The sequence below is a fragment of the Mesorhizobium sp. GbtcB19 genome (assembly GCF_019091085.1).
GTDB lineage: Bacteria > Pseudomonadota > Alphaproteobacteria > Rhizobiales > Rhizobiaceae > Mesorhizobium.
This window is the reverse complement of the sequence record NZ_JAGXJY010000022.1, coordinates 60,761-83,155: the sequence shown is the minus strand read 5'-3', so window position 1 is coordinate 83,155 and position 22,395 is coordinate 60,761. Positions and strand designations below refer to the sequence as shown.

31 protein-coding genes and 1 riboswitch are annotated in these 22,395 nt (G+C 63.4%); of the genes, 8 read left to right on the top strand and 23 right to left on the bottom strand.

Features of this window, described 5'->3' with window-relative positions:
• Nucleotides 1-49 precede the first annotated feature (49 nt).
• The 4 genes from KVT37_RS27430 to KVT37_RS27415 all read right to left on the bottom strand — a co-directional run bounded on the left by KVT37_RS27430 (nt 50) and on the right by KVT37_RS27415 (nt 3,386).
• On the bottom strand, nt 50-1,060 hold the full coding sequence (locus KVT37_RS27430; protein WP_217578137.1) for an ABC transporter substrate-binding protein: 1,011 nt from the start codon (nt 1,058-1,060) through the stop codon (nt 50-52).
• Nucleotides 1,057-1,827, bottom strand: coding sequence for an ABC transporter ATP-binding protein (locus KVT37_RS27425; protein WP_217578136.1), 771 nt, complete (start codon nt 1,825-1,827; stop codon nt 1,057-1,059). The genes KVT37_RS27430 and KVT37_RS27425 overlap by 4 nt, the downstream gene beginning before the upstream one ends.
• Complete coding sequence (locus KVT37_RS27420; RefSeq protein WP_308642781.1) at nt 1,824-2,747, bottom strand: ABC transporter permease; 924 nt, start codon at nt 2,745-2,747, stop codon at nt 1,824-1,826. The genes KVT37_RS27425 and KVT37_RS27420 overlap by 4 nt, the downstream gene beginning before the upstream one ends.
• A 30-nt stretch (nt 2,748-2,777) precedes the next feature.
• On the bottom strand, nt 2,778-3,386 hold the full coding sequence (locus tag KVT37_RS27415) for a Ykof family thiamine-binding protein (protein ID WP_217578135.1): 609 nt from the start codon (nt 3,384-3,386) through the stop codon (nt 2,778-2,780).
• Nucleotides 3,377-3,489, bottom strand: a riboswitch (TPP riboswitch). (Overlaps the previous gene by 10 nt.)
• Nucleotides 3,490-3,695: 206 nt before the next feature.
• On the opposite strand from KVT37_RS27415, the gene KVT37_RS27410 reads away from it, so the two are divergent.
• Both KVT37_RS27410 and KVT37_RS27405 read left to right on the top strand, forming a co-directional pair.
• Entirely contained in the window at nt 3,696-4,040 is a 345-nt protein-coding gene (locus KVT37_RS27410; RefSeq protein ID WP_217578134.1) for a hypothetical protein, read from the top strand.
• 192 nt (nt 4,041-4,232) lie between these two features.
• Nucleotides 4,233-4,439, top strand: a complete 207-nt coding sequence (locus KVT37_RS27405) for a hypothetical protein (RefSeq protein ID WP_217578133.1) — start codon at nt 4,233-4,235, stop codon at nt 4,437-4,439.
• 110 nt (nt 4,440-4,549) lie between these two features.
• Here KVT37_RS27405 and KVT37_RS33855 read toward each other — a convergent pair whose 3' ends face one another.
• From KVT37_RS33855 to KVT37_RS27380, 5 genes are all read right to left on the bottom strand, one after another.
• The gene (locus KVT37_RS33855) at nt 4,550-5,050 is read right to left on the bottom strand and encodes a porin (RefSeq protein WP_217578132.1); all 501 of its coding nucleotides are present in this window, start codon (nt 5,048-5,050) and stop codon (nt 4,550-4,552) included.
• Between the two features lie 18 nt (nt 5,051-5,068).
• Nucleotides 5,069-5,584: a porin gene (locus tag KVT37_RS27395; RefSeq protein ID WP_217578131.1), complete on the bottom strand. Its 516-nt coding sequence runs from the start codon at nt 5,582-5,584 to the stop codon at nt 5,069-5,071.
• Between the two features lie 358 nt (nt 5,585-5,942).
• Nucleotides 5,943-6,194: a DUF2934 domain-containing protein gene (locus tag KVT37_RS27390; RefSeq protein WP_217578130.1), complete on the bottom strand. Its 252-nt coding sequence runs from the start codon at nt 6,192-6,194 to the stop codon at nt 5,943-5,945.
• A gap of 109 nt (nt 6,195-6,303) precedes the next feature.
• The gene (locus tag KVT37_RS27385) at nt 6,304-6,513 is read right to left on the bottom strand and encodes a hypothetical protein (protein ID WP_217578129.1); all 210 of its coding nucleotides are present in this window, start codon (nt 6,511-6,513) and stop codon (nt 6,304-6,306) included.
• A 130-nt stretch (nt 6,514-6,643) separates the two neighbouring features.
• On the bottom strand, nt 6,644-6,943 hold the full coding sequence (locus KVT37_RS27380; RefSeq protein ID WP_217578128.1) for a DUF1236 domain-containing protein: 300 nt from the start codon (nt 6,941-6,943) through the stop codon (nt 6,644-6,646).
• A 211-nt stretch (nt 6,944-7,154) separates the two neighbouring features.
• On the opposite strand from KVT37_RS27380, the gene KVT37_RS27375 reads away from it, so the two are divergent.
• Nucleotides 7,155-7,502, top strand: a complete 348-nt coding sequence (locus KVT37_RS27375; protein WP_217578127.1) for a DUF982 domain-containing protein — start codon at nt 7,155-7,157, stop codon at nt 7,500-7,502.
• Nucleotides 7,503-7,658: 156 nt separating this feature from the next.
• Here KVT37_RS27375 and KVT37_RS27370 read toward each other — a convergent pair whose 3' ends face one another.
• Both KVT37_RS27370 and KVT37_RS27365 read right to left on the bottom strand, forming a co-directional pair.
• A complete protein-coding gene (locus KVT37_RS27370) occupies nt 7,659-7,880 on the bottom strand; it encodes a hypothetical protein (RefSeq protein ID WP_217578152.1) in 222 nt (73 codons plus the stop codon).
• A 215-nt stretch (nt 7,881-8,095) separates the two neighbouring features.
• Nucleotides 8,096-8,395: a DUF1236 domain-containing protein gene (locus KVT37_RS27365; RefSeq protein ID WP_217578126.1), complete on the bottom strand. Its 300-nt coding sequence runs from the start codon at nt 8,393-8,395 to the stop codon at nt 8,096-8,098.
• A 223-nt stretch (nt 8,396-8,618) separates the two neighbouring features.
• Here KVT37_RS27365 and KVT37_RS27360 point away from each other — a divergent pair, with 223 nt between their 5' ends.
• Together KVT37_RS27360 and KVT37_RS27355 are read left to right on the top strand one after the other, a co-directional pair.
• Nucleotides 8,619-9,503 (top strand): DUF1236 domain-containing protein, encoded by an 885-nt coding sequence (locus KVT37_RS27360; RefSeq protein WP_217578125.1) that lies wholly within the window; start codon nt 8,619-8,621, stop codon nt 9,501-9,503.
• 295 nt (nt 9,504-9,798) lie between these two features.
• On the top strand, nt 9,799-10,146 hold the full coding sequence (locus KVT37_RS27355) for an exopolysaccharide production repressor protein (RefSeq protein WP_254634295.1): 348 nt from the start codon (nt 9,799-9,801) through the stop codon (nt 10,144-10,146).
• A gap of 92 nt (nt 10,147-10,238) precedes the next feature.
• On the opposite strand, the gene KVT37_RS27350 is transcribed toward KVT37_RS27355, so the two are convergent.
• Nucleotides 10,239-10,646, bottom strand: coding sequence for a hypothetical protein (locus tag KVT37_RS27350; RefSeq protein WP_217578124.1), 408 nt, complete (start codon nt 10,644-10,646; stop codon nt 10,239-10,241).
• Nucleotides 10,647-10,996: 350 nt separating this feature from the next.
• Nucleotides 10,997-11,491 carry a cytochrome b/b6 domain-containing protein gene (locus tag KVT37_RS27345; RefSeq protein ID WP_254634294.1) on the bottom strand — a complete coding sequence of 165 codons (495 nt, stop codon included), beginning with the start codon at nt 11,489-11,491 and terminating at the stop codon, nt 10,997-10,999.
• Nucleotides 11,492-11,735: 244 nt separating this feature from the next.
• Here KVT37_RS27345 and KVT37_RS27340 point away from each other — a divergent pair, with 244 nt between their 5' ends.
• The gene (locus KVT37_RS27340) at nt 11,736-12,278 is read left to right on the top strand and encodes a J domain-containing protein (protein ID WP_217578122.1); all 543 of its coding nucleotides are present in this window, start codon (nt 11,736-11,738) and stop codon (nt 12,276-12,278) included.
• Nucleotides 12,279-12,682: 404 nt separating this feature from the next.
• On the opposite strand, the gene KVT37_RS27335 is transcribed toward KVT37_RS27340, so the two are convergent.
• The 8 genes from KVT37_RS27335 to KVT37_RS27300 all read right to left on the bottom strand — a co-directional run bounded on the left by KVT37_RS27335 (nt 12,683) and on the right by KVT37_RS27300 (nt 19,417).
• Nucleotides 12,683-12,976 carry a hypothetical protein gene (locus tag KVT37_RS27335; RefSeq protein ID WP_217578121.1) on the bottom strand — a complete coding sequence of 98 codons (294 nt, stop codon included), beginning with the start codon at nt 12,974-12,976 and terminating at the stop codon, nt 12,683-12,685.
• A 149-nt stretch (nt 12,977-13,125) separates the two neighbouring features.
• Nucleotides 13,126-14,667 carry a tetratricopeptide repeat protein gene (locus KVT37_RS27330; protein WP_217578120.1) on the bottom strand — a complete coding sequence of 514 codons (1,542 nt, stop codon included), beginning with the start codon at nt 14,665-14,667 and terminating at the stop codon, nt 13,126-13,128.
• A gap of 100 nt (nt 14,668-14,767) precedes the next feature.
• Complete coding sequence (locus tag KVT37_RS27325; RefSeq protein WP_217578119.1) at nt 14,768-15,493, bottom strand: trans-aconitate 2-methyltransferase; 726 nt, start codon at nt 15,491-15,493, stop codon at nt 14,768-14,770.
• 226 nt (nt 15,494-15,719) lie between these two features.
• Nucleotides 15,720-16,427, bottom strand: a complete 708-nt coding sequence (locus tag KVT37_RS27320) for a hypothetical protein (RefSeq protein ID WP_217578118.1) — start codon at nt 16,425-16,427, stop codon at nt 15,720-15,722.
• A 447-nt stretch (nt 16,428-16,874) separates the two neighbouring features.
• Entirely contained in the window at nt 16,875-17,177 is a 303-nt protein-coding gene (locus KVT37_RS27315; RefSeq protein WP_217578155.1) for a hypothetical protein, read from the bottom strand.
• 114 nt (nt 17,178-17,291) lie between these two features.
• Nucleotides 17,292-17,717, bottom strand: coding sequence for a pilus assembly protein (locus KVT37_RS27310; protein ID WP_308642778.1), 426 nt, complete (start codon nt 17,715-17,717; stop codon nt 17,292-17,294).
• Entirely contained in the window at nt 17,707-18,144 is a 438-nt protein-coding gene (locus tag KVT37_RS27305) for a TadE/TadG family type IV pilus assembly protein (protein WP_217578116.1), read from the bottom strand. Before KVT37_RS27305 ends, KVT37_RS27310 begins: the two co-directional genes overlap by 11 nt.
• 4 nt (nt 18,145-18,148) lie before the next feature.
• Complete coding sequence (locus KVT37_RS27300; RefSeq protein WP_254634293.1) at nt 18,149-19,417, bottom strand: pilus assembly protein TadG-related protein; 1,269 nt, start codon at nt 19,415-19,417, stop codon at nt 18,149-18,151.
• Nucleotides 19,418-19,667: 250 nt separating this feature from the next.
• Here KVT37_RS27300 and KVT37_RS27295 point away from each other — a divergent pair, with 250 nt between their 5' ends.
• The gene (locus tag KVT37_RS27295; protein WP_217578115.1) at nt 19,668-20,885 is read left to right on the top strand and encodes a TadE/TadG family type IV pilus assembly protein; all 1,218 of its coding nucleotides are present in this window, start codon (nt 19,668-19,670) and stop codon (nt 20,883-20,885) included.
• A gap of 13 nt (nt 20,886-20,898) precedes the next feature.
• On the opposite strand, the gene KVT37_RS27290 is transcribed toward KVT37_RS27295, so the two are convergent.
• Together KVT37_RS27290 and KVT37_RS27285 are read right to left on the bottom strand one after the other, a co-directional pair.
• Nucleotides 20,899-21,135: a hypothetical protein gene (locus KVT37_RS27290; RefSeq protein ID WP_217578114.1), complete on the bottom strand. Its 237-nt coding sequence runs from the start codon at nt 21,133-21,135 to the stop codon at nt 20,899-20,901.
• A gap of 80 nt (nt 21,136-21,215) precedes the next feature.
• Nucleotides 21,216-21,452, bottom strand: coding sequence for a polymerase (locus tag KVT37_RS27285; RefSeq protein ID WP_217578113.1), 237 nt, complete (start codon nt 21,450-21,452; stop codon nt 21,216-21,218).
• 333 nt (nt 21,453-21,785) lie between these two features.
• On the opposite strand from KVT37_RS27285, the gene KVT37_RS27280 reads away from it, so the two are divergent.
• Nucleotides 21,786-22,166: a cupin domain-containing protein gene (locus tag KVT37_RS27280; RefSeq protein WP_217578112.1), complete on the top strand. Its 381-nt coding sequence runs from the start codon at nt 21,786-21,788 to the stop codon at nt 22,164-22,166.
• Nucleotides 22,167-22,395 lie beyond the last annotated feature (229 nt).

Genomic DNA, 22,395 nt, shown 5'->3' with positions numbered 1-22,395 from the left:
GACGAGAGATCAATCTCCCGCCAGGGGGAGATTGACAGCGTCGATGTGCCTACCCCAGAAACGCATTCGTGAAATACGCGCCCAGATCCGGCTTCTCCTTCAGCGCCTTGCCATTGCCATCGAGCAGGATCCCCGAGGCGAACAGATAGCCGCCCATGGCCTCCATCTTGGCCTTGTCCATGGTGCCGATGGCGCCGGCGGCGCTCTTCAGGAAATGCCCATCGTTCAGGGCCTTCAGCGAGGCATCGATCAGCGCCGGGTTGGTGAGCGTGTCCTTGTTGGCGGCAACCAGCAGCGCGCCGGCTTCTTTCGCGTGGTCAACCGCGAATGCATAGCCGGCCCGCGTCGCCCGCACAAAGGCCGCGGCAGCCTTCGGATTGGCCGCGAGGAAGGCGTTGCTGGAGACGATCAGCGTGGTGTGCTCGTCCGGCACGCCGTAATCGGCGTAGCGGAAGCTGCGCTGCTTGAGACCCTTCAGTTTCGCCTCGACGCCTTCCCAAGTCGCGACCTCCAGCGTGAAGTCGACCGCGCCGTTGGCCAGTGCGTCGTAGGCGGAAGTGCCAAGCGTCACGGTCGAAAAATCGCCCTTGCCGCCGTCATGCCGGATGATGGTCTGCAACAGCGTGTTCTCCCAGGCGCTGCCGAAGCCGCCATAGGTCAGGCCGTCGAGGTTCTTCGGGCTTTTGATCGCGGCGCGGTCGGCGTTGAAGACGACGCGGCCGGTCTCGGACTGGACGACGGCATAGACGGCCTTCAGGTCGGCGCCCGCGCTCTTCTGGGTGAACAGGCCAAGCGAACCGGAAATGCCGAAATCGGCGACGCGGTTGGCGACCAGCGTGCCCGAGCCGGTGTCGCCATAAGGCAGGATTTCGACGTCGAGGCCCGCATCCCGGTAAAAACCTTTGTCGCAGGCAACGAACAGGCCGATGTGGTTGGTGTTGGCGGTCCAGTCGAGCGCGACGGTGATTTTCCGCGCGGTGGCCCGGGCACGCGTGACGGCCCCGGCAAAGGGCAGGCTGGCAGCCAGAAACAGCGCCTGGCGGCGGGTGAAGTCGGTCATTTCATCTCTCCATCGGATGGTCGGGAAATCGGATCGGCGGCGAGCAGTGTGTCGAGGATGCCGGCCTCGATCGCGGCCGCCTCGCGGGCAAGCTCGGCACTTTCGGTGCGCGGGCGCGGCAGCGGCACCGCCACTTCGCTGACGACACGCGCGGGCCGCGCCGACAACACGTAGATGCGGTCGGACAGAAGCACCGCTTCGCGCACGTCGTGGGTGATCAGCAGCGCCGTCCAGCGATGGCTTTGCCACATACGCTCCAGCCAGCGCTGCATGGCGGCGCGGGTGAGCGCGTCGAGCGCGCCGAAGGGCTCGTCCAGCAGCAGCATGTCGCGCTGTTGCACCACGGTGCGCAGAAGGGCGGCGCGCTGGCGCATGCCACCGGACAGCTCGGTCGGCCAGGCGCGCTCGAAGCCGGCGAGGCCGAACTCAGCGAACAGCGGCGCCACGCGCTGACGTGCGGCCCGGCGCTTCATGCCCTGCACCTCCAGGCCGAGCGTTGCGTTGTCGATGACGCGCCGCCACGGCATCAGCGCGTCGCGCTGCGGCATGAAGGCGAAGCGGGCGCCATCGAGCGGCGCGCCGTCGAAGCGCATCTCGCCCTCACCCTGGATCGCGCCGGTCAAGAGCTGGAACAGCGTCGATTTGCCGGCGCCGGAGGGACCGAGGATCGAGACGAACTCGCCTGTCGCGACGTGGAGCGAGATATCGGCCAGAACCTCCAGCGGGCCGAAGTTCTTTCGCACGTCACGGAGCTCGAGCCGGGTCATGGGCGGCCCTCGGAGGGTTCGACCTTGCTGTCGCGCCCTGCCCTTTCCCAGGGCATCGCAAAGTGCTGCACCAGCACGGCCAGACCGAACAGTGCCAGCGTCAGCGCCGAACTGACGGCGACGGCGGCGAGCACCAGGTCGGGGCGGAAATTGTTCTTGGCGCTGAGCATGTAGATGCCAAGCCCCTTCGCGGCGCCCGCATATTCGGCGAAGATGGCGCCGACCACCGCATAGGTGATGGAGATGCGCAGCCCGGCGAAGAAATAGGGCAGCGCAGAAGGCAGCCGCGCCAACCAAAAGATGCGCCAGCGCCCTGCCCCCATGGCGGCAAGCATCTGGCTGATCTCAGTGCTCGTGGCCGCATAGCCTTCGACCAGCGCCACAATCATCGGGAAGAAGGTGACCAGCGCCACGAGCAGGATTTTCGGCAGCAGCCCGAAGCCGAACCACAGCACCACCAGCGGCGCGATCGCGACCAGCGGCAGTGTCTGGCTGGCAATCAAAAGCGGAAACATCGCGCGGCGCAGGCGGGGAAGAAAGTCGACCAGCGCCGAGAGGATGAAGGCGGCGAGCAGCGAACAGGCGAAGCCGGCCAGCGTGGCGCGAATGGTAGGCAATGTGTTGTCGGCGAGCGCGGCGCGGTTCTCCCAGGCCTGCGTAAGCACGCGCGAGGGTGCGGGGAGCACGGTGGGCGCGATGCCGCCGAGGCGGGCATAGAGCTCCCAGGCGATGAGGAGGAGGGCGAACGCGAGGGCGGCGGGGGCGAGCTTGGCGAGGGCAGACGTGAGGGCTGATCTCCCCCGCAAGGGGGGAGATTGGACCGCACCCCGGCTTTCGCCAATCGCCGAGGGTTCCCCTCTCTCCTGCGAGATGGGACTGGGGGCATCTCGCCCACGCATTGGATCGAACGAAACAGCCACGACAATATCCCCGACGGCGCTTACGCGGGCTCAAACCGCGGTCGGGCTGTTCGCGGAAATGGTGATGTCGAGCGTCACGTGGCCGGCGCCGGGACCGAAGCGGCAAAAGGCTTCGGCGAGCGTGGCGAACACCGCGCCGGCATCGCCGCGCAGCTTGGTGCAGAAGTTTTTCGAGCGCTCGAAGACGCCGGAGTTTTTCAGGAAATCGATGCAGCCATAGATCTCGTCCATGTGGTCGCCTGTGCCCATCACATAGAGCGAGAATTGCGCCACCACCGGCTGGTCGGTCGAAGGCGTCGTCTCGACGGCGCGGAGCGCCGCGAGTTTGCGTTCGTCGAGCGGGATCGCGGGGCCGCCGATCTCGTCGGAGCGGCAGATCGGATCGTCCGGTTCGCCGGGACAGCCGCGCGAGACAGCGGCCGACAGAACGCAGTGCTTGCCGCTCTTCGCCGCCGCCACGAACAGGTCGCGCATCGCGGGGAACAGCACCTCGGGCGGCCCGACCAGCAGCGTCGAGATGTCGTCGGTCTCGATCCTGAGCCTGTCGCGGTAAGGATCGAGCGCGCCGAGCGCGCCGAAGATGACGCCGACGAAGTCGTCGGTCATGGGATAAAGGGAAATCTGTGCGCCGGAAAACATGGCCCGCCTCGCTCCGCTGGTATTATCCAGATCAGCTTTAGGGTCCGAAGGCTTGCCGCCCCCATCTCAGCCCCGACCGTACGGAGCACCCCTGTGGATGGCGGCGTTAAAGCACTGTTTGCAGCGGCGGGAAAGTGATTTTTTGCCGCGTCGATTGGCTGAGGCGCCTCATCTCCCCTTGGGGGGAGATGGACGCGTGATAAGATTTTCGCGAATTTCTTATAACGGCCTATCGTTCAAATTGTACGAACCGTGCTTGACGATGTTTCGTACATAAAGTACGATATTTCCCTTGTTGAGGGAACATCCTTGAACACCGCGAACCATGCCGCTTTCGCCGACCTCTCCCGCCCCTTGCTGTCGCCCTTGCCGCTCGCCGAGCGTGAAGGCCTCGCCACGGCATGGCGCATGGCCAGCCAGGACATCGCCGACGACATCCGCTTCATCCGGCAATATCTGAAGGTGATCGCCGAGAAGGAGGAGCGGCTTTCGACGGGCACGCTGGTGCATGGCCGCGCCTATGTCGAGGCCTGCGCCGCCTGGCTGCCGGAGACGGTGACGCGGTATCTGCGCAATCTGAGGCTGATCAGCGAATGCGAGGCCGCGATGATCGCCGCGGGGGTGAGCTTCGCGCGGTCGAGCGATGCGTGGTGAAACGCCCTTCCCTTCTCCCAAAGGAAGAGGAGAAGGGAAGAGCTTTCCACCGGCTACAACCCTTGGGCCGCCTGTCGAAAAATGCATCGTTTCACACAATTGCCAATTGGTGGACGCGGGTGAGAGGCGGGTGGTTAAATTCGTCCGAGGCGAAGGAGGGTAAAGCCGCGCACCAGGGAGGAACTCGTTTTGATGGACCAGCAAATCGACATCGGCATACAGCCCGACGACCAGCCCTACGAAGTCACCTCATTTGCCAAAAAGCATGGCCTGCCGATCCCGGTCGCGGACGCAGTCCTTTTCGCCCGGGGACCGTCGCCGTCGCGGATCGCCTGCGATACGGCGGCGCTGGCCCTCATCTGCGCGGTCGCGCAATATGCAAGGAAGGCGGCGCGCTAGAGTCTTTGTTTGGTGCAATTCCGGACGGAAGGCTACGGCGAAGTCGCCGAACCTAACCGCTAAACACTTTTCCTGGAATTGCGCTAGCGGCGGCGCGCCCGCCATTCTCCCTACCAGCTGAACTGCAGCCCCGCATTGCCGCCGACCTGGCTGCCGGCGAAGGCGACGCCGAGCGTGGCGGTCAGCCGGCCGCCATGGGCAAAGCCCTCGCTCAGAACCGCGGCGCCGGTGAGGCCGAAGGCATTGCTATCGCCGGCATTGCCCCAGTTGAGGCGCAGGCCGAAATGCTCGCCCTGGACGAGGTCGGGGGCGGCCAGCGCGGCCGAGATCGAGGCGTTTTCGAAAGCGCGGGTGATGCGGTTGTCGATATCGTCGACCTGGCTGGCCAAAGCCGTCTTGCCGGTGACGGTGGTGGTTCCGCCCGCGCCGTCATCGACTTTCCGCTTGGTGACGCCGGTGTCGGCGTTGATGCAAGTGTCGGTGCCCGGACTGTAATAGTAGTTAGCCCCATAGCTCGAGCAGACCCTGACATATTCGACCGCGGCCTCGGATGGCGCCGCCAGCAGCGTTGCCGCGCCAAGGATCGCCGGTGCAAGGAAATATCTGAACATCGTGCCCCCCGGCCGTGCTTACCAGGTGAGCTGCATGCCGGCATTGCCGCCGACGGTCTTGCCGGAGAAGGCGACGCCGGCGGCGCCGGTCAGACGTCCGTTGCCGCTTGGCAAGAAACCCTCGCCCAGCACGGCCGCGCCGGTGACGCCCATGGCGTTGGACTGGCCGGCATTGCCCCAGTTGACGCGCACACCGAAATGCTCGCCCTGCACCAGATCGGGGCTGCTCAAAGCCGTGGCCACGGAGGCGCTTTCGAAGGCGCGCTGGACGCGGCCATCAATATCGTCGACCTGGCTGGCCAAAGCCGTCTTGCCGGTGACGGTGGTGGTTCCGCCCGCGCCGTCATCGACTGCCCGCTTGGTGACGCCGGTGTCGGCGTTGATGCAAGTGTCGGTGCCAGGGCTGTAATAGTATCGCGCGCCATAGCGCGTGCACACCTTGACATACTCGACCGGCGCGGCCAGCGCCGACACCGAAAAGCCGCCTGCCGCGGCCAGAAATGCCAATGAAACAAGACGATGAACGCCCCGCATACCGTAGTCCCCCGAAGTTGGATTGAGAAAAGCCCTGGGCCCGAAAGCCACCATTGGAGGCGGCACCGCGTCAACAGTGGCTTCGAGCCAATACCTGACTTTTACTGGGAGTATTTCCAGCGAAAGCGAGACTGTTGCCATATGGCCACAGTGAATTGCTCATCTATTCAGCAACGCACGAGGGGAGCGAAGCTTACCCATTAAGAACTGCTAATTTTAGCGATATCTAATCTTATCGGACTAACGACTTCAACCGGGGTTCGAGCATCTCCACGCCGCAAAAACTCGGCGCGGGCCAGCCACGTCCTCGGTCATTATCACTATCGGGATGAGCCTGCGGCGGAACGGCCGCAGGAAATCAAGCCTTGGCCTTCGGTTTGGCTGCCTTTGCCTTGGCGGGGGCTTTGGCCGGCTTCTCCGCTTTGACGGCTTTTGGCTTTTCCGCCTTGGCAGCGGCCACCTTCTTGGCGGCTTTCTTCGGCTTGCCCGCGGCGTCGACCTCGGCGGTCGCCTGGTCCCAGTGCTCCATGTGAGCGCCTTCGGGCCGGCCGGCCTGCTCCCAGATCTCATGTGCCCGCTGGCGAATGCGTTCGTGCCTGTCGTCCGTCACTGTCGCCTCCTGATGTTGGGACGGTTCCCCGGCTCGAACATTAGCCGAATTTTCAGCCGGCGTCTTCGGCATCACGCATATAAGCGACCGACTTTGATGGCAATTTCGCTCAGTGTCCGTCTATGACGACCGCGACGCCCAGATGCGCTGCCTTCTTTGTAATCAATCCGGCCAAATCCGCGTCAGAGCGGTCGGTTCCTGTGCGCTGGCGCAGCAGGGAAATTGCCTCTTGCATCGACAGCAGGCCGGTCCTGTGCTCGGCCAGCAGTTTGTCGACCATGGCGGCGATACTCGGTGATTCGACGTGTGGATGATGCATGGCAACGACTCCTTCCGCGCTTCGTTGCCTCCCAAACCGTTGCTTATTGTAGGCGTTATGTCCGGATGCGAGAAGAGCCCGATCCTGCCGCGATGCGATCGGGGAAGGATCGGGCTCTGAGTGCCGGATGTTACTGGATCACCTGGATGACGCGGCGCGTGCCAGGATCGATCAGCACCGTGTGGTCGTTGACGACCGCATAGCGATACTGCACGTCCGGAACCTGCTGCAGCTCTACGGTATCAGGTACCGTTGAACCGACACCAAGCTCGAGGCCGAGCACGTTGACCGAGGCGATCGGGTGCTTGTGGACATACTCCTTGACCACGGTCTGCTGCTCGGGCGTGACGATCACCTCGTCCGCGGCCGCGACGCCGATGCCGGCCATCAGAGCCAGGCCGGCGACAGCTGGAATGAGGGTGGTTTTCATCGTTTCTCTCCTGTTGCGTTGGCGAGCTCCGCCGTGCCTCCGCGGGGGCGGAAACATCGGCAGGTCGAACATTGGAGCTCCCGGGGCAAACGCCTGCGGCAAGGGGTTGTTCCGTCAGCGACGACTAATTGATTTGGCGGAACCTTCGCATCGGCTCCGCATTGGAAGGCATTGAAACTGCCCGAGACTTTGAAATCCATAAGGCGGCGTCATGCGAGAAGGCCCCATCAGAAGCGACATCGAACTCCGAGCCCCGGTGGCGATCGCCGTCGGCGCCGGCTTCAAGCGTGAGATCGCCTCGCTGACCGCGATGCAGAACTTTCTCAAGGAATGGCCGCGGGCCTCGCAGCGCGAGAGTTGCGCAACGGCGCTGCACGCCTGCGAGGCGGCGCGGGCCGGAGAGATCGATCTCGACAAGGCGCGGCAAGCGTTCCTGGTCTTTGCGAGGAAGGCGGGGATCGAGTGGACCGGTGCCGATCCGGTGGCGGTGCTGCGGGCAGCAAAGATCAGGCGCAACCGGGCCCGCGAAGGCCGCGCGCAGCACGGAGCGCAGCGCTGACAAGTGCCGCGCGTACCAGCCTCCCTGCAAGTTCTAGGATTTGGCCCCGGATCGCGGAGCGACCGGGCGCCGTCTGGCGTGCGTTGTCCACGGGTCGCCGCTTCGCCGGTAGGCGGGCGACTGGATCAACCGGTGATTTTCGGCTGAGGGCCGCTGTCAGTTCGGCGTCGGTTCGCCCAGCGGCTCGGTAACGAAGGACGCGGCGATCAGATCGTCCGCGTCTATGCGTAGGGAGCCGTCGTTGCCCCCCATGATGGCAGCGACCTTCTGGAAGGTCTTCATCTCATGTTCGGTAATCCGGGCATCGCGCATCCTCGCCTTAAGATCGGCGACGCGCATCCCGAGCGAACGGGATGTTCCGATTTCTCGTTTCGACATGTCGGTTAGACTCCTCCCCAACCCGTGCCCTGTTTCGCCGCCGCCCGAATCCACATCCTGCGCATGCATGTGTTCTCTATGAGGCAATTTCGAACACAGCAGCGGCAACGCATGCCCGGAACGAAGGTTCCGTTAGCAGATGGTAACGAATTAATACTGGTTAACGGCCGGCCGCTCTGTTGGCGGCGGGCCGTCAACTCAGATGCGGACGGATCTTACTCGATGACCTGGACGATCTCGCGCGTGCCGGGGTCGACGACGACCGTCCGGTTGTCGATCACCGTGTAGCGATACTTGACGTTGGGAACCTCGTGCAACTCCACGGTGTCCGGCAAAGCCGTGCCGACGTTGAGTTCCGCGCCGGGAACCTTGACCGAGGCCAGCGGCTGCTTGTGTACATATTCGCGGATGACGGTCTCCTGCTCAGGCTGGATGATGACGTCTTCGGCAGCGGCGGCGCCGATACCGGTCAAGAGCAGCAGGCCCGCGGCAGCGGTTGTGAGACGCATTTTCATGATCTTCTCCTTGGTGTGCATTGATGCCTCTCACGCTGCGCCTGCGATTTCACAGCCGGTCGGCACTGTGCCTAACGCCCTTCGACAGGCCTTGTTCCGGCAAAAATTTGCCGCCGCCGTTTTTCACAAAACGTCTTCGGCGCCTGGCGAAACAATTTCGGAACAATGCTTTTCGGGCGGGGTTTTCTCAGCGAAGGGACCGACTCTTCCGAGGAGAAATCTGATGAAACACCTGCTTATCACGAGCATGATCGCGCTCGGCGTCGGTTGCGGCGCCGCGATGGCGCAGACCGAATCCGTGCAACCCAGCGGCGACAATGGCTGTGCCGCCGGTCAGGCCGACTGTCAGAAGGGCGGCAAGGTGGGCGAGCAAGCCCAGGGCAAGATGAAGACCGAGCAGAGGGCCCAGGGCAAGGCCGGCGCCAATACTGAAGAGCAGGCCCAGGGCAAGGCCAAGATGAAGACCGACGAACAGGCCCAGGGTCAGGCCGGCACCAAGACCGACCAGAACGCCGAGGACAATACGCAGCTCAAGAAGAAGCAGCAGGCTCAGGGCAAGGCCGGCGCCACTACCGAGCAGAACGCCCAGGGTAGCACCAAGATGCAGACCGAGCAGAACGCCCAGGGCAAGACCGGCACCAGCACCGATCAGAATGCCCAGGACAACACCACGCTGAAGAAGAAACAGCAGGCGCAGGGCAAGACGGGTACCAGCACTGAGCAGAACGCCCAGGGCACCACCAAGATGCAGACCGGGCAGAACGCCCAGGGTAAGACCGGAACCGCCACCGAGCAGAACGCCCAGGGCAACACCAACGTCGAGACCGACCAGAACAAGACGGCCTCGATCAACAATGTGACGGTCGAGCAGAGGACGCAGGTCACGCAGATCATCCACGAGACCAAGGTGGAGCCGGTCCGCGACGTCAGCTTCGACATCTCGGTCGGCATCGAGGTGCCGCGTCACAAGATCCGCTTGCACCGGCTGCCGGCCCGTATCGTCAAGATTGTGCCTGCCTACGAAACCTATGAGTATTTCGTGCTTGCCGACGGACGCATCGTCATCGTCGACCCCGACACTTACAGGATCGTGCTGATCCTGACCTGATCTGGACGGCGTGACGAGAAAGGCCCGCCATTCGTTCGGCGGGCCTTTTTTGCGAGACTTGAAGGCCCCCTCAGGCGCGGCGCTTCCTGCCCGCGCCCGGCGGGCGCAGCGTTCCATCAGGTGTTCCTTGAATGCAGTTCCCCGGGAACGATTTGGGGCAACTGCCAGTTCTCACACAGAAGTCCTGCGTCCGTGGTCCCAGCCGGACCGGACGAAAGGGCGACTGGGCCGCCAGCGGATCGTTCAAGCTTGCGATCCACTCGGAAAAGGTGCATGGGTCATGGCGGGTAGAGATATGGGCGAGATCGTCGACGACCGGACATGGTCGCGGCGCTCGGTTGGGCAAATGTATTTTCCGCAGTTCCTTGTGGGAATGGTGGCTACGCTTCTGGTGATCCTGGGTTGGATATTCATGTCCACCGGATCGATCTGGGAGGCATTGGGCTGGACGGTCCTTGCCGCCGTTATTCTTCAGGCCGGCTATTTCCTGGCGGTGCTGTGGCTCGTCCAGCGCGAAGGCCACGCGGCCGACCAGGCCAAGCCGAGCGATGGCGCCGCGTCGCCCGCCAAATTGCCAGGTCCGTTCGAGCGGGACGGCATTATCCAGGCACTGCTGTCGCGCCTCTTTCCACGGCTACCCTAAGCCCGAGACCGGCCGGAAACGGAGCTGGGCCGCATGGCCCCGAGAGGCGGAAGCCAAGCGGCGCAATGCCGCTCGGCTATGAAGTGACGCTTTTAGCGCGCGCGGGCGGATGCGACCGAGCCTACCGGCTGCGCGGGCGAGAACACCACAAAGGCAAAGACCAGCACGCCTGCAGCGATGATCAGTGAACCAATGCCCAGCAGCGGCTCGACGGCGTCCATTCCATAGGCGTATTTCAGGTAAAGCGGCGGCAGCAAGACCACGAGGCCAAGCGTGTAGAGGCCGTAATGGATCATGGCGAGGCGCTTTTCGGCCTTGGCCGGATTGAACGCATAATAACCGCCAAAGATGGCGCTGGTGACCCAGCCCAGAAGGTTGAAATGCGCGTGCGCCGGGAAGGCGCCGTGATCGCCTGAAATGCCCATCTTGATGCCGATGGCGATGCCCAGCAGGAAAAAGATGGTGGCCGTCTTGAAGAAGAGTTCCGATACACGTGGCATTCTGCTTGTCCTCCCAATGCCTCTGTAAACCCGACTCCCGCAAGTCTACATCCTGGAAGCCGCATTAGCCACGACACACCTAAGTCGGTGCGGCCCAGGGGCGAAAAGCCGTGAGGTCGATCGGGCCGCCCCGTCGACGGGCGCCGGACTCGGCAAAATGGGGTTTGGCAAAAAAATGGCTCGCCTCTTTCGAGGCGAGCCAAAAAAGGGAGCCGGGCTTGAGGTCGGCCCCCATCCAGGTTGCCACCTGAATATCGAACTTGGTTAACGTAGCAGAGGTTGGGGTTTATTCCACAGGAATAGTGCAGCAACCCGTCAGCGTGTCAGGGACGTCTTCCCTTTTCAACTCTTCAACCGGCGGGCGAAAGCATGCGCTTCAGCGTTCCGTCCCGCAGCCAGAACTGATGGTACAGCGCGGCAAGGGCGTGGACGGCGATCAGCACGATAAACGCGGGCTTGGCAAGCGAATGGATGTCACCCCAGGGGTCGCCCGCATAGAATGCCAACAGTCCAACTACCGGCGTCGCAAACAACAGCACGTAGAACAAACCATGTGATGCATGAGCGGCGATTTGCATCCATCGCGAGCCCCGGTTGGCGGGCGCAGGCGCGCCGGACGCGAGCCTTAGAACCAACCGAAGAAGCACAAGCGCAAGTATGGCCAGGCCGACCCAGTAGTGAGCGGATCCGAGCGCCTGGTCCGTCGCGGAAGCCGGTTGTCCGTCTTCGGCGGCGTCCACGACGCTCGTCATGCTCTCACCGAAGAAAAGCTGAAATAAAACGAGCGCGGCGATCAACCAGTGCAGCGCGATTTGATAAGCTGAATATCCGTGTCTGGTTTCCATTGCATCCATTCCCCTGAATATGAGGCGCCCCACGCCTTGGCGTTACTGAATAAGTGAGAGGAGGATGGCCAAATTTGGCTCGAAAACTCCCGCAATTGTGGCCGTAATCTTACAGATTCGTATGGCGGGCACCGGAGCCGGCCGTGGCTGTTCAAAGCCCGGCCTTGCGCCTTGCATGCGCGCGGCATTTGGGCAATGCTCCGGTTTGGGGGCGTGGTTTCCGTAATTTCGGAATCACAATTACATGTTCATCGACTACTACGAAACGCTGGAAATAAGCCCGAAGGCCAACTCCGAAACAATCGAGCGGATTTTCCGCTACTTCGCTATGCGCTACCACCCCGACAACCGGGAAAGCGGCAATGAAGCGCGTTTCAGCGAGATCGTCGAGGCCCATAATACGCTGCGCGACCCGGTCAAACGGGCGCAGTACGACATCCTCTATCGCGAGCATCTGGGCCTTCGCCACGAACTTACCGAGGAAGCGCGCGACGCCCGCGGCTTGGCGAGGGATTCCGTCATCCAGGCCAATCTGCTGTCGCTGCTCTATGTGAGGCGTCGGCGGGACGTCAACAATCCGGGTATCGGCGACGAAGAGCTCGAGCGCCTGTCGGGCTGCCCACGTGAGCACCTGGAGTTTCACCTGTGGTATCTCAAGGCGAAGGGCTTTATCGGCAGGACCGAGAACGGAACGTTCGCCATCACGGTGGAAGGCATCGACCACGCCGGGACCATGAGCGGCAAGGATCGCCCCGATGCCACCCGCCTGCTCAATCACGCAGAGTAGGCCGAGTTATTGTGCGGTCCCATCAAAAGCCCGCCTACTGGCGCCTGAACCAGTGGCGGGCTCTGTGAAGGAACAGCTACATCCCTGAGGAATCGACTGCCGTCTTCTCAACTCCCCATTTCTGGGCTCGGTTTCGCCGGGGGCGGCGGAGTCTGAACCATGCGCCATGGCGGGCAAGAACAGGGAGTGCGCCAGTGTCTTAGGCGCTCCGCACTGTCGATTGCAAGGCGACTGAGGTCCGACGCGCCGGCGCATTTGGCCCCGGCCTGCCGCGGCAAAGACAACCGCTCATACCTTTCCTGTCGTTGCTCTCGCGACCGACGGTTCTGTCGGGCGACCGGTGGCGCTCGACCAAATGGCGACAGAATCTGTCGGTCGATGATCCCGATCGGAAGCGGCTGATCTCAGGATTCGCGGCGATGGCGACGATCGTCCACGACGCGCGCGAGCACTTCGGTGGGGTCGCGGTCGACCGGCAGCGCCAGCATATTCTCGATGTCGAAGGCGGTGACGCCGATATCGCGACGCTCGCATTCGCTCATGCCGGCAAGGGCGGCGAGGTCCTTGCGGGTCTTCCAGAAGCGCGGCAGCCATAGCAAGGCCGACGTGACGGCGGCCAGCAGCCGGAAAGACCGCGAGAAAGAGGCATGCGACCGGCGATCGGCAGCGAGGCCGATGAAAGGAACCAGCGTGGTCATGGTGTTGTCTCCATCCTCGGAACTGTCCTTGAGCGACAGCAAGGATGAGGGTAGCCGCCGCCCGGCCGGAGATCGTGATGGCCCGGCGAAACTTCGGGGAAATTGCGACGAAATCGGCAGGCGGCGCAGGGTTGTCGCCGGACGCGATATCAGTCCGGCAGGCCGGCCTCGCGCAGGCCGGCGGCGATGCGTTCCAGCGTGCCCGCCTCGAAAGGCAGCTGGTCACAAATCTTGGCGATCGTCATCCCCGGATAGGCTTCCAGCAGCCTGCCGCAAACGCGCCGCGCCTCGTCCTTGCGGCCGGCATGCACCAGCGTCATCGCCAACCAGCGCAGCGCCCAGGTCGCGCCGGGCTGCCGGCTGAGCCCCCGTTGCGTCATGACCACCGCTTCTTCGTAGCGCGCGGCAATGAAATGGGCGACGCCGATGCCGATCTCGGCCATGTAGCCCATCGGGTCGCGCGGGCTCAGCCGCTCGAAATGCTCGAACTTCTCGATCGCCGCCTCGGGCCGCTCGCGATAGACATCGAGCCAGGCGCTGCGCAACCAGGCCCAGGCCGAATTCGGATCGAGCGTGCGCGCCCGTGTCAGGTGCATGTCGGCGACATCGAAGTCGCCGGCAAAGGAATGTGCGGCGCCGAGCACGGCAAGCACCATCGGGTCGTCGCCGGAGAGCGCCGCCCCCTTCTGCGCCAGGCGCAGGCCCTCCTCCCAAGACGCGGCCGGTGTTTCGGTCCAGTAGTAGGAGACGCGCTGCAGATGGCACCAGGCAAGCAGCGAAAGCGCCAGCGGATAATCCGGCTCGATCGCGATCGCCCGCTCAAGCAGCGCGCCCGCCTCCTCGTTCTGTGCCCGCTCGAGCGACCAGGTGAGCGGAAAGGCGCGCAGCACGTAGTCGTAGGCGGCGAGGCTTTCCGGCCGCTTGCGCCGCGAGCGCTCGATCTCGGCCGACAGGATGGAGGGCTGGATGGCGCCGACAACACTCTCCGCAAGCCGGTCCTGCAGGTCGAACACATCGGCCATGGTGCCGTCGTAACGGTTGGCCCAGATCGTCTTGCCGGAAGCGGAGTCGATGAGCTGCCCGGTAAGGCGGATTTGGTCGCCGGCCTTGCGGACGCTGCCGGTCAGCACGTAGCGCACGCCGAGTTCAGCCCCGGCCCGTTTCAAGCCGTCGGCCTGCCCCTTATAGGCGAAGCTCGAATTGCGGGCGATCACGAACAGCCAGCGCATGCGCGACAGCGCGGTGATGATCTCGTCGACCATGCCGTCGGCGAAATAATCCTGCGCCGGGTCGCCGCTGAGGTTCTCGAAGGGCAGCACCGCGATCGACGGTGCGTCGCCGGCGCCTTCACCCGCCCCGGCGGCCGACGCCTCGCGGTCGCCGAGGCGGCGCACGCGCTCCTCGTCGATCACATAACCCCGCCGCAGCACGGTGCGGATCAGGCCATCGGCCTCGGCGCCGAGCGCCTTGCGGATGTCCTTCATGCATTGGGTGAGCGAATCGTCGGAAACGGCGATGTTGGGCCAGACGGCATCGACCAGTTCGTCCTTGCCTACAACGCGGCCGGCATTCTCCAAGAGATAGGTAAGCAGCGAAAGCGATTTGGCGCGCAGATCGACGTCGTGCCCGCCCCTCTGCAGTCTGCCCTTGCGCAGATCGAGCCTGTGGCCGGAGAATTCGAACGTCGTCATGTCGCCCCTCGAGGAGACGTCAACCAATTCGATCCGCGCGACGGCTAGGAGTCTGTCACGGCCCTCGCATGCTCGAAGACATCACGCCCGCCCCAAGACATCAAGGCTTTCGCCCGCTGAAGATGGCGTGGCCGGCGAACAGCCAGGCGCAGTCGACTTCGCTGAAGCCCGCTTGCGTTAGCCAGGTGAGTTGCTCGGCCAGCGAAGACGGCTTGTCGATCGGCTCGCCTTCGGGATTGCGGAAATAGTTCCAGCCGAGGCGGTTGAACTCGGCGAAGGCCGCCAGGTCGCCGTCGATGGCGAGCGAGCGCGAACGCACCGCCTCGTCCCACTGCCGCGCGGCGATGGCCAGGCCGGCCGCGCTGGGCGGCCGCACGATGTCGGCCACCACAAGAACGCCGCCGGGCCGGAGCGCCGCTGCCAGATCGGCGAACAGCATCTGCTTCTGCCGGCTGTCGAGGTGATGGATGGCGAGCGAGGAGACGATGGCATGCGGCGGCTCGGAAAAACGCCGCCAGTCGCGATCGGCCAGTTCGAACGTGCCCGTAGCCAGCCGGTCGGCGTGATCGCGGCAGGTGGCTCGCGTCTGCTCGAGCATCGGTTCCGAACCGTCGAGCGCCAGCACCCGGCAGCCAGGAAACCGCTCCAGCAGCGCGCGGCTGAGCAACCCCTCGCCGGGGCAAAGCTCGACCAGCAGGCCGTCCGGCGCAACCGGGATCAGGTCGGCGATCATGTCGATCTGGCGCTCACGCTCGGGAACGAAGTAGCGACCGTAATCGAGAAAGCTGCGGGAATTGTTGTCGCTCCAGTGCTGGTCGCCTTGCATGCCTGCCACTCCTTCCCTTTTCAGCCATGCTGCCCGAAGCCGCGGCTGGCGCCATGATGCCCGGCTGAAATTCGGCTGAAATCGGCGTGAGGCGACGGAGGAATCCTGGGCGTTCCACCCAGCACCCCGTGCTTGCTTTCGAACACGCAGCCGCCATCCCGACAAAAAAACCGCCGGGCGAGGCGCCCGGCGGCTTTCGTTCACCCTCTGGTCGGTTCGACCGGCCTTATGGGGTCGTCGTCGCCGTGGCGGCGGCTTCGGCGTCGATCTTGTCGGCCAACATGGCCTTGGCCGCGGCGGTGACATCGGGGTCGACCGGCTTGTTGGCCATTGCGGCAAGGGCCGCGTCCAAATCCGCATCGGTGGGGGCGACGGTGGCAGCGGCCTTGGCCTGGGCGTCCGCGAGCGCCGCATTGGCGGCAGTCAAGGCATCTTGTTGCTCCTGGGTCGGGGTCTGGCCGGCCGCGGTGGCCGCATCGATCGCGGCCTGGGCATCGGCCACGGCCTGGGTCGCCGCGTCAACCGCGGCTTGCGCGTTCTGGGCTGCCGCGGCCTGCGAGGTGTAGGCCTGGACGGCGGCGAAGTTCTTGCTCTTGGAATGCGCATAGGCCGAGGCGCTACGCGTCAGCGAATTCAGCCGGCCGAGCTTGGAATGGATGTTCGGCGTCGCGGCCGTCGTGGTGTCGTCGGTACCGGTGTCGTCGCTCGAGGAGTCGTCCGACGCGGTGTCGGTGCCCTTGTTGTGGCCGGGAGCGGACGCCGAATTGCCATGCGAGCCGCCGCTGTTGCCGTTGCCACCGGAATTGCCGCCGCCGTTGCCGTGACCGCCGCCATTGCCGTTGCCGCCGCCATTGCCGCCGGCGCCTGCAAGCGCCGGAGCGGCCGCGAGCGCGAGAATGGCGAGGGATGCCAGAAGTGTTTTGCGCATTGTCATTGTGCTTCTCCGCATAGGAATCGTCTTCATGGCCCAACCGCTAGGCAGCCTCTTATGAGAATTTCCTAATGGCGTCGGATAAACTTTATGTAATTGCGGTCGCGAAATGCGAGCACGCCCGCCGCAGCACAGTGATTTTCGCTAAATACTTCGGTAACGCATTGAAATTTAATTGAAATACAAAGGGCCGAGTTGGCTTGGGCCGTTTGGAACAAAGAGGGCCCCTGTCTTGCCGGACCATGGTCCTAAAGACCTTCTTACTCCGCGGAAAACGCGCGAACCCGGAAATGTCCGTGCCAGCCCACGGGCAGGCTCAGTCGGCAGAATGCGCCTAGAGCGTTTCACCGTTTCACGGAAACGGCGAACCGCTCTATCTCTTTGTTTTAACGCAATTCCGGGCGGAAAACCGCTCACACTTTTCCTGGAATTGCTTCTAGGTCGGCGGAGCTAAATGGAAGGATCCGCTACGTCCGTATTGCCGGCGTCCTGATCCGTAGGCGCCGTGGCTTCAGCTTCCTGTCCATCGTCCGAACCGCCGGCGGAAAGCACCGTCAGATCCATGCGTGCGATCCGGGACGCTGCTTTTCCCTGGGCGTTCGGTTCGCTGTCGCCGGTCTCCAGAACAGAGGCCTTGGCAAGGTGGCCAACGCTGTCGGCGCTCTTGCCCGGAAAGGTTTCCGACGGCGGCTGGGGCTTGCTCGCATGATGCACCGCGCCAGCGCCGTGCTGGCTTCCAATGGGAGAGGTCATGGCTGCGCTCCTGATGTAGATGACAGCAAATCCCTAGCATTCCTGGCTGGCGCCAGCCTTGCAGCTTTAGCGATTGCTAAGATGGCTCGTCGATGCCGACCGGCGACCGGTGCCCTACCCGCTGATCATCGGCACCGTAACCGAAGTCGAGTAGCTGATCGGGTAGTTGCTGAAATAGGGGAAGCTGATGACGAAGGCGTAGCTGGCGTTGACATGCGCCATCGCGAAGCCGCCGCTCGCCGGATCGGTGGTGACGGTGACGTTCACATTCTGCAGGCCTAACGCCTGCAGCTTCTGCGTGGCGATCGCCTGGATGTCGGCCTGGGTCAGCGTGTTGTTGAGCTGCAGGGAACGCGCGGAGGCCTCCAGCGCGTAGCGCACGCTGGAAATGCTGTTCATCGACCAGCCGAATGCGAAAATGGCGAACAGCAGCATGACGAGGAAAGGCACGATCAGCGCGAACTCGAGACCGGAGCCGCCTTCAATATTGGCAGCAAATGCTCGAAGCTTTTGCTTGTAACGGATTGCTTTAGCGGACACGGACCACCTGTACATGGCCGATGACGGTGTTGTTCGGATAGGGGCCGAACGTGAAAGGCGGCGTCCAGGTGCCCGATGCTTGGATCTGGACGAAGACCGTTGGCACTTTCGGGCCGCTGCAGATGGTGGTCGAGGTGACGACGGTCGTTCCGCATTGATAGCTACGTGTAACGGTGACCGCGGCGTCGGCCGGTTTCTGTTCCCAGCTCGCCAGTGCCGCGGCCTGCGTGGCGGTATCGTCGCCACCGGCCATCACGAGGTTCGCCGCCGTCTTGACCCCTGCCCGCATCGCCAGCGAGCTGGTGACGTAGGACCAGCCGTCGAGGATGCCGAGCAGAGCGGCGCATAGCACAGGCATCACCAGCGCGAGCTCTACCGCGGCGACGCCGGCACGGTCTCTGCCAAAACGAATTACCGGTTGCCCCATAGCGCTACTCGGCGATCGCAACCGACTGCGCGGCCGGGATGTTCTTCATCCCGAGGCTCGTGCAGTCCTGGTTGATGGTCGAATTGCCCGACCACTGGATGGTGTCGGCAACGACCTGGGTGCAGCCGTTCACGCCCGAGAAATTGCCGAGATAGTTGACCTGCTGCCGGGGAAAATAAATCGCGCCGGTCAAAAGCGAGCTCGCCGTGCCATTGAAGGTGCTCTGCGCCGCCGTTCCTGTCCTGTCGCCGTAGAACAGCACGCCGGAATAGACGCCCGAGGTCGGCGCGCTCAGCGTCACGGTTGCGTTGCCGTTGATGCTGACAGTCGAACTGCCGGACATGAAGATGGTGACGCCGCTGCCGGAGACATTGGCGTTGGCGTTTATCTTCAGATTGCCCTGTACGACATAGACGCCGGGGTCGAGGGCGACATTGCCGCTCAGGCTCATGCCGCTGCAATAGGTGCCCGGCTTCAGCGTCGACTTGTTGTCGTTCTGGCATGGGTTGGAAGCCGCGGGCGTCGGCAGGCTGGCGAACGGGTCGGCTGCCGGAAGCGCCTGGGTGATCGCGGCCTTGCAGACCATCGTCGGTGGATTGTTAAGCACCACACCGCCGACGGTGATCAGGCAGTCGGTCTGGACACCTGCCGAGCCCTGGATCTTGATTGCGTCGGAGGCGTTCGAATTCGCCATGTCAACGCAGCCGATTTTCTTCGCGTTGGTGTTGCCGGAGAAAAGCAACGCCTGCGAGGCTGTGAGACTGAGAGCTATGTCGCAAGCTTTGGAGGCATCCGTAATCAACGCCACCGCCCTCGCCTGCTCCGGCACCTTGGTCTGCGTGAAGATGGAGGTGAACATACGGTCGAGATTCTGGTTGAGGATCACTTCGACCGCCTTCTTGGCCGTGTTCGGTCCCGACGCGGGCGGGGTGTTGACGACGATGGTGCCACTGCCCAGCCCGTTCGAGGCGGCCGATGAGGTGGCGGCCGTGGTGATGGTGGCGGTATCGGATCCAGCAATCTTTTCCAAGGCGCCGGCATAGGCCGCCGCGTCGGCGATCGCCTGCAGCTTCAGGCTCGAGTAGTACCAATAGGAGGTCTCGACGCCGAAGCCCGCGCCGCCGACGACGACCGGCAAGGTCAACGCGAAGATGGTCGCGACATTGCCGCCCCTGCCTTCGCAAAAGCGCCATGAGGCGAGCCGAGAAAAAAGATGTCCGAAGAACCGCCCCGAAAAGGCCATGGCCAAGCGCGCCCAAGCTATCCCAGCCATCACGTCATCATTGCCGTATGAATGAATGCCTAATTAATTCGCTCGACTTGCGCCGGTAGGACCGCAGCGGGCCGTCGCCCCCATCTTGCGGCGCACAAATTAAGACTTAAGGCCTAAATTACCTCAGACTTAAGGTGTAAGCATCAGTAAAACCATATATTTTAGCACTTTCTGCATTTTAACTTTTTTGCAAATCGCTCGTTGAGACGGCGCGCCTATCACTCTTGCTGATACGGCAAGGGCGGGCTCCATGTTTGGACGGTTTTGGGCTTCGAGGCGCGGCAATTTCGCGGTCGCGACGGCGGTCGCCATGGTGCCGCTGATGCTTGGCGTGGCGGCTTCCATCGACCTGACCGGCACGAGCGACGACGCCGCGCAGCTGCAGAACTCGCTGGACGCGGCCGGCCTTGCAATCGGCACCAAGTATCTGGCCAGCATGACGGCGAACGACGTCCAGCAACTCGGCCAGACCTTCTTCGCAGCCAATATGAGCGCCGCGGACGCGCAGGAGTATTCGGGCAGCGTCGCCGCCTTCCAGGCCACGGCCAGCGGCGATCCGAGCGCCTATTTCCTATCGCTGACGTCGAGCATCACCCGGCCGCCCGTGGTCAGCCTCATGCCGGCCTGGCAGGCGACGCGCTCCGCCCAGGTCAAGATCAAGCCTGGCGCGCAGGCCTGCGTGCTCGCGCTCGACCAGCACGCCGACAATGCGGTGAACCTGCAAGGCTCCACCAATGTGGCGATGACCGGGTGCGTGATCGCGGCCAATTCGGATGCCGCCGATTCCGTCAACCGGGGTGGCTCGGCGATCGTCAGCGCCGCTTGCGTCTCGACGGTCGGCGGCACGCAAGGATTGACGCCGCCCAGCGCCACGCTTTCCTGCGGCACGCCGCACGAGAAACAATACGCCTCGTTCGATCCACTGGCCGACGTCGTTCCTCCGGCCTACACGCTCTGCCTGCCGGTGCCCAACGGCAAGACGATAACGCTCTCGCCGGGCACCTATTGCGACAAGACCCTGTCGGGGAAGATCACCCTCAATCCGGGCACCTACATCATGCGCAACGTCACCATCAAGCCCGGCGGCAATGGCAGCCTGAGCGGCCAGGGCGTGACGATCTTCCTGATGGAGAACTCGCAGATCTACATCAACGCCAACGAGCAGGTGAACCTGTCGCCGCCGACCAGCGGCCCCTATCAAGGCATCACCATCTACCAGGCTCACGGCAACACGCAGGCGCTGACGCTGAACGGCGGGTCCGGCTCGCTGGTGAGCGGCTTCATCTACGCCCCGGACGCCGCCATCACCTACGCTGGAAATTCCGACATGAGCAGCCAGGGCAGTTGCCTGCGGCTGGTCGGCGACACGGTCACGATGACGGGAAACTCGGCCGTGAAATCGGACTGCACGGCCGTACTCGGGAACCGTGAAATGTATGCTGGGCGAATGATCACTCTGGTGAAGTGAACCGGGTTCCGTCCTAAAATTCCGCGATGATGTCGGCGCCCGGCTGCTCGTCGAACAGCACCGCGCAGCCGCGCTCGAGCGCAACATGCGTCAAGGCGCTGGTTGCTTCCTCATCCGACGACACGAAATCGCCGGTCAGCACGCGCAGTTCCTCGACGGCCTTCGACATCGGCACAAGGCGCCCGGCAGAACGGTCGCTCGCGCAGGCGTCGATGACGCATAAGAGATCGATGAGTTCAAAGCTGACCATGGCGGCCTCCGCCCACTGCATCCCTTCGAACAAAGTCAACGGCGGGGCGTGCTCGAGGGTTCCATCAGTCCCGGCTCCAGTCACAACTCGGGCGGCCTCGCTGGCGCGAGCTTGAGATCGAAGCGGGCCGGCAGGCATGGCTCGACACAGGCCCTGCGCACCGATCCGGTCGCCATCGTGTCGATGGGCAGAAGGATCGCCATCCGGGCATGGCGTTGGGGCCAGAGCGGCCCGCCGAAGACGAGGAAGACGGCGGCAACCAGGGCCACCAGAAGCAGCGTGGCAAACAGGTTCGCGATGATCCTGCCGGGTTGCATGGCCGGCAACTCCAAAAGCGTTTCCAGAAGGGAAGGAGTGCCTGCCATATCGCAGGGATGGCAGGCACTCCGTGGTCAACCACCGATGAAGGGACTTTGTCCGGCGGCTTGCTAGCCAAATGAATTGACAGCGCTGTTGTTGCGTGGAAATCGGCGCCTCAGGCCTCTGCGTTCGGCGGGTGCGACTTCAGTCCGAAAATGGCCCGGGCCCTCGGCCAGCATCGTAATCGCCCTGATTATATTAGTAATTCCTCATGATAAGGCGTATGAATGGCGAGGCGGTCGCCGAAGATCGCAAACGTCAGGCGCCGCTTCACGCATGGGAGGGATACCATGGCCGAAGTTGCAACGAAGGTGACGAAATTCGAATCCAAATCGCACAACAATCCTGACGAGGTCCGCGCGCCCGCCAAGACGCGCGTCGAAATCGTGCGGCTGCCGGGCTATACGCTCGGGCGGATGAACATGCAGCCGGGCTGGAGATGGTCCGAATGCGTGAAGCCGGTGGTCAAGACCGACAGCTGCCAAGTCTCGCATGTCGGCTATGTCGTCTCCGGCTCGATCACCGTGCGGATGACCGACGGCACGCAAAAGACTTTCGAGGCCGGCACTTCCTACACGATTCCGCCCGGCCATGACGCCTGGGTGGAAGGCAACCAGCCGTTCCAGTGCATCGAGGTGCTGAGCGCCGAACAATACGCCAAGCCGGCATAGCACGAACAGCCGATGGCGAAACGGCAGGCGCGACCGCAGGGTCGTCTCGTGAGCGCCTTTCAGAAGTGAAGAACGAGGCGCCGTGCACGGCGCCCCTCCGTCGCTTTGGCAACATCTCCGCAAAGCGACTATGCACACAACCAGCACACTATCTGCGGCTGTACTGCCAGGTTGTGGAAACTTGCACCTTCGGACGTGGCTGCTTGACATAGGCCTGCTTTTGTTCTCT

Coding starts and splice junctions, on each gene's coding strand:
- KVT37_RS27355 (WP_254634295.1), top strand. CDS start 9,799: ATGGGCGAGATCGTCGACGACCGGACATGGTCGCGGCGCTCGGTTGGG.
- KVT37_RS27335 (WP_217578121.1), bottom strand. CDS start 12,976: ATGACCACGCTGGTTCCTTTCATCGGCCTCGCTGCCGATCGCCGGTCG.
- KVT37_RS27350 (WP_217578124.1), bottom strand. CDS start 10,646: ATGCCACGTGTATCGGAACTCTTCTTCAAGACGGCCACCATCTTTTTC.
- KVT37_RS27425 (WP_217578136.1), bottom strand. CDS start 1,827: ATGACCCGGCTCGAGCTCCGTGACGTGCGAAAGAACTTCGGCCCGCTG.
- KVT37_RS27320 (WP_217578118.1), bottom strand. CDS start 16,427: ATGACAATGCGCAAAACACTTCTGGCATCCCTCGCCATTCTCGCGCTC.
- KVT37_RS27315 (WP_217578155.1), bottom strand. CDS start 17,177: ATGACCTCTCCCATTGGAAGCCAGCACGGCGCTGGCGCGGTGCATCAT.
- KVT37_RS27295 (WP_217578115.1), top strand. CDS start 19,668: ATGTTTGGACGGTTTTGGGCTTCGAGGCGCGGCAATTTCGCGGTCGCG.
- KVT37_RS27430 (WP_217578137.1), bottom strand. CDS start 1,060: ATGACCGACTTCACCCGCCGCCAGGCGCTGTTTCTGGCTGCCAGCCTG.
- KVT37_RS27375 (WP_217578127.1), top strand. CDS start 7,155: ATGCGAGAAGGCCCCATCAGAAGCGACATCGAACTCCGAGCCCCGGTG.
- KVT37_RS27280 (WP_217578112.1), top strand. CDS start 21,786: ATGGCCGAAGTTGCAACGAAGGTGACGAAATTCGAATCCAAATCGCAC.
- KVT37_RS27415 (WP_217578135.1), bottom strand. CDS start 3,386: ATGTTTTCCGGCGCACAGATTTCCCTTTATCCCATGACCGACGACTTC.
- KVT37_RS27330 (WP_217578120.1), bottom strand. CDS start 14,667: ATGACGACGTTCGAATTCTCCGGCCACAGGCTCGATCTGCGCAAGGGC.
- KVT37_RS27300 (WP_254634293.1), bottom strand. CDS start 19,417: ATGGCTGGGATAGCTTGGGCGCGCTTGGCCATGGCCTTTTCGGGGCGG.
- KVT37_RS27360 (WP_217578125.1), top strand. CDS start 8,619: ATGAAACACCTGCTTATCACGAGCATGATCGCGCTCGGCGTCGGTTGC.
- KVT37_RS27380 (WP_217578128.1), bottom strand. CDS start 6,943: ATGAAAACCACCCTCATTCCAGCTGTCGCCGGCCTGGCTCTGATGGCC.
- KVT37_RS33855 (WP_217578132.1), bottom strand. CDS start 5,050: ATGTTCAGATATTTCCTTGCACCGGCGATCCTTGGCGCGGCAACGCTG.
- KVT37_RS27305 (WP_217578116.1), bottom strand. CDS start 18,144: ATGGGGCAACCGGTAATTCGTTTTGGCAGAGACCGTGCCGGCGTCGCC.
- KVT37_RS27285 (WP_217578113.1), bottom strand. CDS start 21,452: ATGCAACCCGGCAGGATCATCGCGAACCTGTTTGCCACGCTGCTTCTG.
- KVT37_RS27405 (WP_217578133.1), top strand. CDS start 4,233: ATGGACCAGCAAATCGACATCGGCATACAGCCCGACGACCAGCCCTAC.
- KVT37_RS27345 (WP_254634294.1), bottom strand. CDS start 11,491: ATGGAAACCAGACACGGATATTCAGCTTATCAAATCGCGCTGCACTGG.
- KVT37_RS27395 (WP_217578131.1), bottom strand. CDS start 5,584: ATGCGGGGCGTTCATCGTCTTGTTTCATTGGCATTTCTGGCCGCGGCA.
- KVT37_RS27385 (WP_217578129.1), bottom strand. CDS start 6,513: ATGCATCATCCACACGTCGAATCACCGAGTATCGCCGCCATGGTCGAC.
- KVT37_RS27290 (WP_217578114.1), bottom strand. CDS start 21,135: ATGGTCAGCTTTGAACTCATCGATCTCTTATGCGTCATCGACGCCTGC.
- KVT37_RS27365 (WP_217578126.1), bottom strand. CDS start 8,395: ATGAAAATGCGTCTCACAACCGCTGCCGCGGGCCTGCTGCTCTTGACC.
- KVT37_RS27340 (WP_217578122.1), top strand. CDS start 11,736: ATGTTCATCGACTACTACGAAACGCTGGAAATAAGCCCGAAGGCCAAC.
- KVT37_RS27325 (WP_217578119.1), bottom strand. CDS start 15,493: ATGCAAGGCGACCAGCACTGGAGCGACAACAATTCCCGCAGCTTTCTC.
- KVT37_RS27370 (WP_217578152.1), bottom strand. CDS start 7,880: ATGTCGAAACGAGAAATCGGAACATCCCGTTCGCTCGGGATGCGCGTC.